This window comes from Chryseobacterium lineare, assembly GCF_977014045.1.
In genome coordinates, this window is the sequence record NZ_CDRNIQ010000001.1 from 1,251,151 (window position 1) to 1,264,326 (window position 13,176).

The following is a 13,176-nucleotide window of genomic DNA, read 5'->3' on the forward strand; positions in this document are numbered from 1 at the left end:
TTCATTTATTTATCTAATTTTTTAATTACTATCTTTAATTATCTGCTGTAATCAGGCTTTACACCAAGAATTTTACCATCATTTTCAAATATTACAGTGATGATATCCCTTGGCGGTTCCTGCTTGTCATCAGCATATTTGTATTGAATGGCAGGATAGATTTCATTTTCATCCAATTTCTGATATCCCGACTTATAAACTTCCGTTTTTCTGTCAAAGCTTATTCCGCCAACCAAATTTCTGATGATATCATCAGAAATATAGTATTTTATTTTATCAGATATCATCGTTTGGAGCTTCTCTTTATCGGAAAGTTTCAGTGCATCAACAAATCTGAGGAAAGATTGATTGTAAAAATCAATTTTGTCTTTGCTCAGTTCAGAAGTAAGCTCAATTTTCTTGCTCTCAATTACTTTTATTTTACTTTGCTGGGAAAATGCCCAGTGAAAAGCGAAAACGGCACAGATCAAAAATATTTTTTTCATATAAATCATGATTGGTTGACAGCAAGATACGAAGAATTATATTACTGATAAAAATTTCATCGTATCAACATTGTCTGCATAAGTATCCAGGCCGGGGTTTTGAGCTTCTCCAAGATCAATTGAATCTAAACCAAGCTCCTTTTTTGCTACCACACACTGAATATTTTCTTCATTTTCAGTAATGAAATTTGTTACTTCATCCAGAGAAGAGTATCTGCTGAAATTGATCACCGAAAGTGGACTGAAGAGCTTTTCATCCTCTTTCATCATCACAAAATTATTGTCCCAGAATTTTTCTTGATTTAAAAGATAAACTGCTCTGTTATATTCATAATTGTTGGCATATTTATTATGATTGATAATCTCCTGAAAATCAAGGAAACTTTCAAAAATCCTGTCGATTACATAATCCTGAGGAATAAAAAGTCTCGTCACATTTCTACAACCCAATCCGAAATATCTGAAAATATCTTCAGCCAGAAGTTTCAATTCCTCTTCGGTTTCGTCTCCTTTTAAAACCGCGACTGAAGTTCTGTTTTTTCTGATGATGTGCAGGTGATTTTTAAAGTAATACTCTAGATATCTTGCGGTATTGTTGCTACCTGTAGCAATGACTGCATCAAAGTTTTCAAGCCTTTCTACAAATTCAAACTTCACATTTCCTCCGGAAAATTCATTCCATTTTTTAAGCAAAAACGGAATCATATATCTGTCTTTTGATGATAATTTGATTACGGGAATATGATTGCTCAATACAACGGAAATTACATCATGAAACCCAACCAAAGGAATATTTCCCGCCAGAATAAGTCCTACCCTTTTCTGTGTTTTTGAAATGGAATATTCTTTAAGCCAGTTATTTATATGATCCTCCGTAAGCAGATTAGCCCATTGTTGTAAAGCAAATTTCTGATTTTCAACGATAAACCATGGATTCTCAATTTCAGACTTTTTTATTAAAAGCTCAAAATCAACGTCATTTTCGTTATAATCTTCACTTTTTTTTGCTAAAAATCCTGATATATAACGACTCAGTTCTATAAGTCCTAAAACTTTATTTTCAATATTCATAAGTACTGTAAAATTGGGGAATATTTTGTAATTTTGTGCAAATTTAAAAAAAATTAGCAATGGCTATTAAAATAACTGATGAATGCATTAATTGCGGGGCATGCGAACCAGAATGTCCAAATAATGCAATTTATGAAGGAGCAGTAGATTGGAAAGCTTCAGAGGGTACAGAATTAAAAGGTACTGTAACATTAACATCAGGCCTTACGGTAGACGCAGATGCACCACAGGAACCTGTAAGTGATGATGTTTATTTCATTGTAACAGATAAATGTACAGAGTGTAAAGGTTTCCATGAAGAGCCACAATGTGCCGCAGTATGCCCGGTAGACTGCTGTGTTCCGGATGAAGATCACGTAGAAACTGAAGAAGCACTGCTAAATAAAAAAGCATTCTTACACGGAGAATAAAAACTGCCGTCTCATACATCATGAGGCGGTTTTTTATATATTAAATCTTTATTTTTCATCAACAAACTATAAATGAAGCTGTAAGAGTACATTTTTACAGCAACCAAAAAATAAATACTATGAGCAAAAAACACAACTTTAGCGCAGGACCATGTATCTTACCTCAGGAAGTTTTCGAAAAATCGGCACAGGCTATTTTAGATTTTAACGGGATTGGATTGTCTCTTCTTGAAATTTCGCACAGAAGCAAAGATTTTGTTGCGGTAATGGATGAAGCCCGCGCCATTGTAAAAAGACTGATGAACTTAGGAGATGATTACGAAGTTTTATATTTGGGAGGCGGAGCAAGCTTACAGTTTGCCATGGTTCCCTACAACTTAATGAAAGTTGGTGGTAAAGCAGCTTATCTTGATACAGGAACATGGGCTGCAGGAGCTATTAGAGAAGCCAAAAAAGTTGGAACCGTAGATGTTGTAGGTTCTTCAAAAGAAGAAAATTATTCATTTATTCCAAAAGATTATAAGGTGGGTGCGGAATATGATTATTTCCATTGTACCTCTAACAATACCATCTATGGAACGCAGATGAAATCTTTCCCGGAAGTGGATACCTTAATGGTCTGCGATATGAGTTCTGATATTTTCTCAAGACAGCTGGATTTTTCAAAATTCGACCTGATCTACGCCGGAGCTCAGAAAAACATGGGACCTGCAGGAGTTACGTTGGTTGTTATTAAAAAAGAAATTCTGGGTAAAACAGGAAGAGAAAACATGTTCTCCATTCTGGATTACTCTCAACATATTGCCAAGGAATCGATGTATAATACGCCACCGGTTTTCCCGGTTTATGCGTCTTTACTTACATTACAACATTTGGAAAACAATGGTGGAATTGCCGGTGCTGAAGCAAGAAATGAAGCCAAAGCAAAACTTTTGTATGATGAAATTGACAGCAATCCGTTATTTGAAACGTTCTGCGTAAAAGAAGACCGTTCTTTAATGAATGTTTCCTTCAAAATTACCGATGAAAGCAAAAAAGAGGAATTCGACAATGCCTGGAAAGCTGCAGGAATCAGCGGACTGAACGGACACAGAAGTCTTGGAGGCTACAGAGCGAGCCTTTACAATGCTTTACCAATCGAGAGTGTTCAGGTTCTGGTAGACGTAATGAAATCGTTCAAATAATTTAAATAGTAAAAAATTCAAAGATTAAAAGATGAGTATCATTATTTTAAAATTTCTTAATTTGCGAGTCGGTTTAGAATTTTTAAATATTCTAATTTTTAAATCTTTAAATTAAATAAAACTCCATGAAGGTTTTAGCTAACGACGGTATTTCCAAAGCAGGCGAACAGGCATTGAAAGATGCCGGGATTGAAATTCTGGACAACAGAGTTGCACAGGATCATGTTATTAAATTCATCAACGACAATCAGGTTGATGTTCTTCTCGTAAGAAGTGCCACCAAAGTAAGACAGGAACTTATAGATGCCTGTCCGGGGCTGAAAATCGTCGGAAGAGGCGGTATAGGAATGGATAATATCGATGTGGAATATGCTATCGAAAAAGGTCTGTATGTTATCAATACACCAAACGCATCGTCAAAATCGGTGGCAGAGCTTGTTTTCGGGCATTTCTTTTCATTGGCGAGATTCCTTCACGAATCCAACAGACTGATGCCTCTGGAAGGAGAAACGCATTTTGATGCCATGAAAAAGTCCTTCAGCAAGGCGTATGAACTTTCAGGAAAAACCTTAGGAGTGATCGGTTTTGGAAGCATAGGACAGGAAGTCGTGAAAATGGGAATTTCTCTGGGAATGAAAGTAATTGTTCTTACCAGAAAGCCTCAGACAAAAGTTATTACCCTTGAGTTTTTCGACGGACAGTCGGTAAAGTTTGAGATCACTTCCACCAATGATATGGATGCTTTCCTTAAAGAAGCAGACTTTATCAGCATCAACACCCCTAAAACCAATGAATATATCATAGACACGCCTCAGTTTGAAAAAATGAAAGACGGAGTCTACATCGTAAATACTGCAAGAGGAGGCGTCATTAATGAAGTAACCCTGATCGATTTTATTGAATCAGGAAAAGTAGCCGGTGCTGCGCTGGATGTTTTTGAAAAAGAACCCAATCCTGAAGTACTTCTTCTTATGAATCCTGCCCTGTCACTTTCACCACACGTAGGAGGAAACACAGTGGATGCTCAGGAGAAAATCGGAATAGAGCTTGCAGAACAGATTATCAAGATAAAAGAAACTATAAAATAAAATATGCCTGTTTTTAAACCTTTTCGCGGAATAAGACCTCATAAAGACTATGAGAGTACTTTCCCTACTCATCCTCTGGACAATTTCACCCAAGAAGAGATAGCGGAAAAAGCTCAAGTTGAAGATACTTACATCAATATGATAAAGCCATATGTTGTCAGTAAATCTAAAGATATCGACAGGAATTTAAGAAAAATCCGGTCTACGTTTGAAGAATTAATGGATGAGAACAAACTCGTTCAGGACAATTCGGCGTATTATCTTTATGAGCAGATCTATCCCAGCAAACAGGTTTTCAGAGGGCTTTTAGGATTGGCAAGCATCGAGGATTTCTGGAGTGGAAAGATCAAAAGGCATGAAAGTACCATTCCTCAAAAAAAGGAAAAACTGGCTCATTATCTGGAAAAGGTAAATATTCAGGCAGAGCCTGTATTGCTTACCTACCCTGCCAATTCCAAGATTGAACTGCTGATGAATCATGAAGAAAAGAACGTTCCGATCTTCAATCATGTGGATACCAAAGGAATCAGGCATAAGATATGGAGAATCGATAACCGTCTGAAACTGCAGCAGTTTAAAGAAGTGATCGACCAGATAGATGCTTTCTACATTGCCGATGGCCACCATAGGATCGGTTCTACGGCTCTTAATGCCAAACACCAGAAAGATAAAAACAAAAGACATAACGGAACAGAACTTTACAATTTCGTCTATAGCTTTATCGTATCCAACCAGTCTATTAAAATTCATGATTACAACAGAATCGTGACGGATCTTAACGGACTTTCGAATGAAGAATTTTTAAGTGAACTGGAAAAATATTTCCTCATTCACGAAAAAGGAGAAACGGCATATTTCCCTTCACAGAAATTCCATATTTCGATGTATCTGGGCGGAAAATTTTACTCACTTCACGTAAAGCATGATCTGCGTTCTCAGGAAATGTCATTAGATAATCTTGATCATCATCTTCTTGATAAATTTATCTTCAAAAACATATTAAAGATCGAAGATCCCGACAGCTCCGAAAAGATAGACTATGTAAAAGGAACTTCCAGTCTTGAAGGAATCAATTATCTTAAAGAGAAAGTGGACAATGGTGAAGCAGTAGCAGGTTTCGGGATTTACCCTGTGAGTTTTAACGATATGATTAAAATTTCCGATCTGAAGCTGAGCATGCCGCCAAAATGTACATTCATTGAGCCTAAACTCGTTACTGCCCTTTTGATGTACGATATGAAACAGTAAAAACTAATCAATTTTTCCTTACTTTTAGCATGGAAAAAGAAAGGTAAATAATAAATGAAAAAGATCTTCATTATCATTCCACTCTTTTTGGGTGGATTTTTATTTTCTCAAAAAAAACCGTTGAAAAAACCGGTAAAGAAGTCCGGCATCACACAAAAACTCAACTATCATGATGAGTTTAAAAAAATCTCCGACGAGATCATGATGAACGGAACCGCCTACAATAACCTTGGTGAACTTACCAAAGGCATAGGACCGCGATTCAGTGCGACTCCCGGCTATATGAAAGCCGTAGAATGGGCCGAAAGAAAGCTGAAGGAAATCGGAATCGAAATGATCTGGAGACAGGAAGCCAAAGCTCCTATTTGGATTAGGGGAAAAGAATCCCTACAGATAAAAACGGGAAATGGGGAATGGAAAAACATCAGAATGCTGTCTTTCGGAAACTCTGAAGGGACAAAAGGCAAAGATATGGTCGGTGAAATCGTACTCATCAACAGCACTTCCGAACTCAACGCCATGTCCGTGGGACAGCTGAAGGACAAGATAGTATTTGTCAACCTTCCTATGGACCCAAGAATCATCAACACCAGCGATTCTTACCTGATTACGGCAAAATCAAAGCTCATCTCCCCTTCCGTGATTGCAAAAACAGGCGCTAAAGCGTTAATCATACGGTCACTGACCACCGCAAACGACGATACTCCACACGCCAAAATGATCTATTATGAGCCGGATGATAAAGTAAAGATTCCAGCTATGACTATCGGTGCAAAATCTGCAGATGAGCTCGAAAAGCTGCTTAAGAAACAGAAAGTGACCGCCAAAATCAATATGACCGCCGAGTCGAAAGGTGAAACAACGAATCCCAACATCATTGCCGAAATACCGGGTAAAAAAGATTCTAAAGTAATTGTTCTCGGAGCGCAATTGGATTCGTGGGATTTTGGGGAAGGAGCTATTGATGACGGAACCGGTGTTGTACAGTGTATCGAGGTTTTGAGAACCATCAAAGCACTTGGCATCGACAATAATCATACGATTCGTGTGGTGCTGTATGCCAACAGTGAAAATGGCGGACAGGGCCGGGAAATGTATGCCACCTATGTTAAGAAAAAAGGCGAAAAGCACGTTTTTGCACTCGGAACCGATGCCGGAGGGTATTCGCCAAGAGGCTTTTCACTGGATATGTCGCCCCAGAGAAGAAGGCAGATCTTTGAATGGAAAAATTATTTCCTTCCGTATGGTGTCTATGATTTCGACCAGACCGAAGCCATTCAGGATATTTCCCCGCTGAAAAAACTGGACATTCCATTAGCTGAATTGGTTGTTGATACGCAAAGATATTTCGATTACCATCATTCGGTAGAAGATACGTTCGATAAAGTCAATAAAAGAGAACTTCTGCTGGGTACGGTCGCTATGACACAGATGATCTTTATGATCGATAAAAACTGGTAATTGGCTTAATCGACATAGTTTAATCCTTTATCCCAAAAACAAAACTTTGATCACTCTTATAAGTCAAATGACTTTATGTACCTTAAAAATATTCAGTGATAAAAAAAACCTTTGCACACTTAGTGTTCAAATAAGCATCATTATAAATTAAACACCATAAAAACAAATAAATGGAAATCATTAAATTAAACCTGAAACCCGAACTTCTTACCGATACAAAAACCAACGCTCTTTATCATCAGCTGCAAAATCTGCTGAATGAGCTTGAGCAAAAGAAAATATCAGTCACAACAGCAGATACGATCAACAGGGAGATTGAAACGATCAATTCCACTTCTTTAAAGGATAAAGCTTTGCATAAAATGCTGAAGGAAAAGCAAACCTACATCATTAAGATCCTTGAAAAAGAACATAAGATCGTCCCTATTAATTATTACAGGAATCTATGGCTGGCTGCAGGTATGGGAGCTTTCGGTTTGCCGATTGGCGTTGCATTTGGCCTGCTGATGGGAAATATAGCCCTTCTCAGTATCGGATTACCGATTGGTATGGCCATTGGCGTTGCGGTAGGAACATCAATGGATAAAAAAGCAGCAGCAGAAGGAAGACAATTGAATGTTGAAATCAAAATTTAAACGAACGAATAACAGGAGAAGAAAATGAAAAATATTATCGCAGCTGCAATATTGTTGGGTACTATGACAGTTTCCGCACAGGAAAAACAAGATTCTGTACAGTTTGCAGAAATTTCCACAGAGATCTTAAATAAAGGGAAAAGCTATACCGAACTGCGGGAGCTGACAAAAAATATCGGTCACCGTCTCAGCGGTTCAGAATCCTATGAAAAGGCTGTCAAGTGGGCAGAACAGAAACTTCGTGATGCAGGAGCTGATAAAGTATGGCTTCAGGAAGTGATGATCCCGGTCTGGGTAAGAGGAAAAGAATCATTACAGATCAAAACTGCCAACGGAAAATGGAAGAATCTCAAAATGCTTTCACTTGGAAATTCCGAGGGAACAGGCGGAAAAGATGTTACCGGGGAGATCATCATGGTGAGGTCAATGGATGAATATGAGAAACTGTCACCGGATCAGGTGAAAGATAAGATCGTTTTCTTTAATTATCCTTTCAGCCAGACGTATATCGAGACTTTCAGAGGATACAGTGATGCTGCCAAATACAGATCAACAGCAGCTTCTTTAACAGCGAAAAAGGGTGGTAAATTTGCTATTATCCGTTCACTTTCTTCTGCTTTTGACGATGTTCCGCATACGGGAGCGATGCGTTATGCAGACGATAAGAAAATTCCTGCCGTAGCTATCGGAAGTACCACTGCTGATGAACTGGCTTTGCTTTTAAAATCTCAAAAAACCGTCGCCAAACTTAATTCTAACTGCGGGATGAAAGGTGAAAAACTTTCCCATTCTGTTATCGGGGAAATTACCGGCAAAAAAGATCAAAGTGTGATCGTAGTAGGTGGACATCTTGATTCATGGGATGTCGGTGAAGGGGCTCATGATGACGGAGCAGGAATCGTTCAGAGTATTGAAGTGTTGCGGACTTTTAAAAATTTAGGAATTAAAAACAATCATACCATACGCGTAGTCTGTTTCGCTAATGAAGAAAATGGGGTAAAAGGCGGTGTTCAGTATGGGAAAACGGTTAAAGAGAATAATGAGAAACATCTTTTTGCCATTGAAACTGATGCCGGTGGATTTACCCCGCGTGGAATTTCTCTTGATATGGATAACGAAAAAAGAAAACAGATTCAGAGTTGGTCAGATCTGTTTTTGCCATACGGAATTTATGATTTTAAAAATACCTATTCCGGAACTGATCTTTATCCGCTTCACGATATGGGAATTCCGACCGCAGAGCTGGTTCCCGACTCTCAACGGTATTTCGATATCCACCATACGGAAGAAGATACTTTTGAAAAGGTAAATCGCAGAGAGCTTCTGCTGGGAGCAGTGGCGATGACACAGCTTATTTATATGATTGATAAAAACTGGTAAATATATTCAACCGTTCCTTAAAAGAGCGGTTTTTTATGAAATTATCTCTAATTGTATTTCTTTCCCGAAAAGCTGTTGCACCCTTGCAATGACTTTTCGGGAACACCCGAAAGTTTGTCGCACCCTTGCAACAAGGTTTCGGGTAACCCAGAAAGTTTGTCACACCCTCGCAATGACTTTTCCGGTGACCCAGAAAGTATGTTGCACCCTCGCAACAAGATAGCGATGTTTTAAACATCAAATTATTGATCGCCAAAGCGTACGATTACTTGTTGAATATAAATTGAAGGTTTACGAACGAAGTTCAGCCCTTGCGAACGGAAAATATCCTACGTCAAAAAAACTTTTTTATCAAGCTTTACCTCAAAGGTTTCTCCGCCTCTTTTAATCTTTAGATTGAGGGTATTCTGATCTTTTTCCACTCGGTTGATGAAATAATGACAGGCCGTATCTTTGTCAAGATTTTCAAGCTTTATGCCATTGATGCTGAGGATCGCATCCCCTATCTTCAGCGGGAAATTTTCATCCTCAAAGATAAAAGTGACCATCGCATTTCCATTAACAAAACGGTAGCTGAATCCGAAAGATTCAAGAGTAAAAGGACTGGTACTGATTCTTTTCATATAAATCCTGTTATTCTTCCAGTCGAGGATAAAAATGAAATCCTTAAAAAATTCGTTGCCTATGAGATCCGTTTTTCCGGTAGCCATTCTTTCCTTCTGAAACATAGTATTTCCCATTTTCACGGAATCTGCCCGGAAAATATATCCCGGTGCCGGCATGGCAGTTCCAAATGCACCGGTGGTACGGGTCCCGAAAGTTTTTACTACATGCTGAAGTGTTTTCGGATCTATATTATCACCCGATACTTCCAGCCTGCCGGAAAATCCGGTATCAAAAGTAAGCTTTATATCTTTATTCAACAGTGAGATATTTATTACCGGAGTTTTCTGTGGCTGGCTCTCGAAAGGAATGACTATTTCATAATCCTTTGTATTAAAAGCATAAATATCATTTGATGCCTCCAGTAAATTTTCTGAATAATTAATCTTCCAGAAAAGTTTAGCCATCTGATTGGCTCCAATAATACCATCGACTTTCAGACACCCCAGCTCCGCCGAATTGAGATCGAGAACAATTGCCCCTACATTTTTAAAGATCAGTCCGTCTATCTTCATTTCCGGAAGCTCGGTGAAGATCTGTTGTTGTACCTTTTCGTCGGAATCTTTAATGGATTTTTTATACTTTTTCTTAAGATTGAGTTCCTCATAAATCGTTTGAGAAATAACAGTCGGCGCGCCGGTATCAAACAGGAAGTTATAGAATTTCCCATTGATGCTCACTTTCACAAATGGCAGATTGTTTTCAAATCTCAGATTTACTTTTTCGACCGGATGCAAAATCTGCACTTCTCCTTTTTCAAAAAACTTTTTAGACTGTCCGAAAACTGTAACTGCTGAGAATAGGAAGAGTGAGTATAGGATTTTTTGCATTAACTTATTTTATGGCTAAAATAAGGTTTTTTTGTGAGGATGTGAAAATAGAAAAGCCATCCCAACGGACAGCTTTCTATAATACATTAAAAATTCTAAATTTTATCCAATACCTTTTTCGGAAGCACCTTTACCAGCTGAGGCTTATATTCCTTTTCCAGTACTACAAACTTCCATGATTTACGGTCCTTGGAAACCGCGCAGGCTTTCATGGTGGCATTGATAAGGTAAGCACCTTCTTTGGGCAGATATTTTACGTTGTTTTTACCGTATCTTTTTGTCAGCATTGTACTGAGCTGCTTTTTCATCTCATCATTCAGGGAACTCATATTGCATTTCATGGTAAAAATATAGTGGGCAATTGAGAAATATTCTCCATTGATGAGTTCCGGTTTTTCAATATTTCCAAACTGAAGGTTCTGAAGATCAATTTTCATGAAGGGATTATTGTACGTCATGTTCATAAGCTGAGTCACCTGGTCTTTCGGAACCACGGTAAAAAACTTGGGATAAATACAGTTTACTGCCTGATTGATCTGCTTGGTTTTAATAGTGTTAGCAAAATAAGTAAGCGATTTTTTGATGGCCGCGTCGTCCGGATTGGCTTTTGTCTGTGCAAATGATGAGAACGACAATAAAACGAACAGCAATAGAAGTGATTTGATTTTCATAATTTAATTTAAACTTTATTAACGTCAGGTTCGAATGTTTTTCGTAATGAAATGGAGAAAAAATATATCGAGGCCTTTTTAGTTTAAATAAGCTTTTCGATACTATTTTTTTTAAAATCTACTCAGAGTGACGTTGTTTTTTCTGATCTGTCGCAGGATTCTGAGAGATTGTTACAATCTTTGTGTAGGTGCGTAAAAAAGCCATCCTTCCGGACGGCTTTTAAAATATATTGTAAAGTCTGATTATTTCACTTTTACAAGCTCAACATCGAAGATCAACCACGCGTTTGGCGGGATCACCCCTCCTGCACCTCTTTCTCCGTAGCCCATTGCCGGCGGAATTAGTAAGGTAGCCGTTTCCCCTTCTTTTAACAAAAGAATTCCTTCGTCCCAGCCTTTGATCACTCTTCCCATCCCGATAGGAATTTCGATCGGCTCATTTCTTTTGAATGAAGAATCGAACTCGGAACCGTCAACCAGTTTTCCCGCATAGTGTACAGAAACATTGTCACCGGATTTCGGAGCTTTTCCGTCAGTGGTTTTGGTGATTTTATAGTAAAGTCCGGATTCTGTTTTCTGCATTCCTGCTTTTAAATTCTCCACCATTTTCTCCTGGTTTGCTTTGAATTCCTCTTCTTTTTTCTTCTTTTCAGCTTCTTCTTTAGCTAAATAAGCTTTATTATTTTCAGCGATTTTTGCTTTTCCTTCATTAAAAGTTTTGGCAGCATCGTAGTTTTTGTATTCATCACCTTTACTGAAAACGGAAACTTTCTCTAATACGATATCTGTTTTAGGCTTATCCTGAGGTCCTTTTTCTACGTTGGCAATCGTATCGATCACATCTTCTCCTTTTACCACTTTCCCGAAGATCGTATGTTTCCCGTCCAACCAAGGGGTAGCTACTTCCGTGATGAAGAACTGAGAACCGTTGGTATTCGGTCCTGAATTTGCCATAGAAAGGATTCCTTTTCCTGTATGCTTAAGGTCGTTTCTTTCGTCCTCAAATTTATATCCCGGATCTCCCATTCCTGTTCCCTGAGGATCTCCTCCCTGGATCATGAAATCTTTAATTACTCTGTGGAAAATCGTTCCGTCATAGTAAGGAACACCTTTCGCTTTTGCCTTATTGTCTATCTTTCCTTCTGCAAGACCAATAAAATTAGCCACAGTTACAGGAGCCTTTTTATCTTCAAGCTTTACGATCATATTACCTTTCGTTGTCTGAAGATTTGCATAAAGTCCGTCATTAAGACCTTCGTAAGTTTCTTTGTCTACGTTCATTTTTTTATAAATTGGTGTACAACTCATGAGCGAAATACTTGCCGCTGCCAGAATTATATTCTTGTTAAACAATTTCATTGATTATAATGCTTTTAATTTTATGATTAACGGGATATCGTTGTCTATTTTCTTCTCGTCTCCGTACGTACCGTACGCAAGCGCTGAAGGGACCAAAATTGTAACTTCCTCACCATCATGTATAAAACGCAAAGCATCTTCTACTGCTTTCAGCTCATCAAAATGTCCGAATCTGGCTTCCCTTCTCTGGATCGGCCGGTCATAAATCTTGGTCTGATCAAAGTCATAAAGATCATACGAATAGGAAATGAAGCTATCGTCCTGCCTTCTCTGTCTTTGGTCAAATCCCTGAATATTCACCCAATAATTAAGCTGGGTAGGATAAAATTTCACAGGTTGATTGTTGATCCATTCCTGGATATGATATCTTTCCTGCGCATTCAGGTTTTTCATTCGCTGCCTGGAAATATCAAGATCATTCTTGCTGAGAACTCCCCCAACAGGTGGATGCGTCTGCGCATTCTTGCTACAGCCAAATAAACTGAGAACCGATATGAAGAGTATTTTTTTCATAAACTTTTGCGAAAATACACATTTCAGGAATGATTAACAAAACTTGTAAACTAAAGTTTAAACATTTTATTGCTATTCTGAACACATTTTTTAAATGTACCAGCTTGGTCTTTGAAGCTTTATCCGGCTTTCAGCACTCGCTATTTTTTCAGTTTTGGCGGCGCAGCGGAGCTGCGCC

Annotated in this window: 13 protein-coding genes; 7 read left to right on the forward strand and 6 right to left on the reverse strand. The window is 38.3% G+C overall.

The window, feature by feature from the left end; all coding sequences use genetic code 11:
* Nucleotides 1-38: 38 nt before the first annotated feature.
* Nucleotides 39-485 carry a peptidylprolyl isomerase gene (locus ACWNCI_RS05595; RefSeq protein WP_449387503.1) on the reverse strand — a complete coding sequence of 149 codons (447 nt, stop codon included), beginning with the start codon at nt 483-485 and terminating at the stop codon, nt 39-41.
* 36 nt (nt 486-521) lie between these two features.
* Complete coding sequence (locus ACWNCI_RS05600) at nt 522-1,556, reverse strand: acyl-CoA reductase (protein ID WP_449387504.1); 1,035 nt, start codon at nt 1,554-1,556, stop codon at nt 522-524.
* Between the two features lie 59 nt (nt 1,557-1,615).
* Between ACWNCI_RS05600 and ACWNCI_RS05605 the strand changes: the two genes are divergently transcribed.
* From ACWNCI_RS05605 to ACWNCI_RS05635, 7 genes are all read left to right on the forward strand, one after another.
* Nucleotides 1,616-1,966: a 4Fe-4S binding protein gene (locus ACWNCI_RS05605; protein ID WP_449387505.1), complete on the forward strand. Its 351-nt coding sequence runs from the start codon at nt 1,616-1,618 to the stop codon at nt 1,964-1,966.
* 119 nt (nt 1,967-2,085) lie between these two features.
* Nucleotides 2,086-3,150: a 3-phosphoserine/phosphohydroxythreonine transaminase gene (serC, locus tag ACWNCI_RS05610; protein WP_449387506.1), complete on the forward strand. Its 1,065-nt coding sequence runs from the start codon at nt 2,086-2,088 to the stop codon at nt 3,148-3,150.
* 125 nt (nt 3,151-3,275) lie between these two features.
* Nucleotides 3,276-4,238: a D-2-hydroxyacid dehydrogenase gene (locus ACWNCI_RS05615; protein WP_449387507.1), complete on the forward strand. Its 963-nt coding sequence runs from the start codon at nt 3,276-3,278 to the stop codon at nt 4,236-4,238.
* A 3-nt stretch (nt 4,239-4,241) separates the two neighbouring features.
* Nucleotides 4,242-5,486 carry a DUF1015 domain-containing protein gene (locus ACWNCI_RS05620; RefSeq protein WP_346985223.1) on the forward strand — a complete coding sequence of 415 codons (1,245 nt, stop codon included), beginning with the start codon at nt 4,242-4,244 and terminating at the stop codon, nt 5,484-5,486.
* A 54-nt stretch (nt 5,487-5,540) separates the two neighbouring features.
* On the forward strand, nt 5,541-6,947 hold the full coding sequence (locus tag ACWNCI_RS05625; protein ID WP_449387508.1) for a M28 family peptidase: 1,407 nt from the start codon (nt 5,541-5,543) through the stop codon (nt 6,945-6,947).
* A gap of 170 nt (nt 6,948-7,117) precedes the next feature.
* Complete coding sequence (locus ACWNCI_RS05630; protein WP_449387509.1) at nt 7,118-7,582, forward strand: hypothetical protein; 465 nt, start codon at nt 7,118-7,120, stop codon at nt 7,580-7,582.
* A gap of 24 nt (nt 7,583-7,606) precedes the next feature.
* On the forward strand, nt 7,607-8,962 hold the full coding sequence (locus ACWNCI_RS05635; protein ID WP_449387510.1) for a M20/M25/M40 family metallo-hydrolase: 1,356 nt from the start codon (nt 7,607-7,609) through the stop codon (nt 8,960-8,962).
* 329 nt (nt 8,963-9,291) lie between these two features.
* Here ACWNCI_RS05635 and ACWNCI_RS05640 read toward each other — a convergent pair whose 3' ends face one another.
* From ACWNCI_RS05640 to ACWNCI_RS05655, 4 genes are all read right to left on the reverse strand, one after another.
* The gene (locus ACWNCI_RS05640; protein ID WP_449387511.1) at nt 9,292-10,455 is read right to left on the reverse strand and encodes an aspartyl protease family protein; all 1,164 of its coding nucleotides are present in this window, start codon (nt 10,453-10,455) and stop codon (nt 9,292-9,294) included.
* 95 nt (nt 10,456-10,550) lie between these two features.
* Complete coding sequence (locus tag ACWNCI_RS05645; protein WP_449387512.1) at nt 10,551-11,126, reverse strand: hypothetical protein; 576 nt, start codon at nt 11,124-11,126, stop codon at nt 10,551-10,553.
* Nucleotides 11,127-11,369: 243 nt separating this feature from the next.
* Nucleotides 11,370-12,407: a peptidylprolyl isomerase gene (locus ACWNCI_RS05650; RefSeq protein WP_449389483.1), complete on the reverse strand. Its 1,038-nt coding sequence runs from the start codon at nt 12,405-12,407 to the stop codon at nt 11,370-11,372.
* 81 nt (nt 12,408-12,488) lie between these two features.
* Nucleotides 12,489-12,998: an FKBP-type peptidyl-prolyl cis-trans isomerase gene (locus tag ACWNCI_RS05655; RefSeq protein ID WP_449387513.1), complete on the reverse strand. Its 510-nt coding sequence runs from the start codon at nt 12,996-12,998 to the stop codon at nt 12,489-12,491.
* Nucleotides 12,999-13,176: the final 178 nt, after the last annotated feature.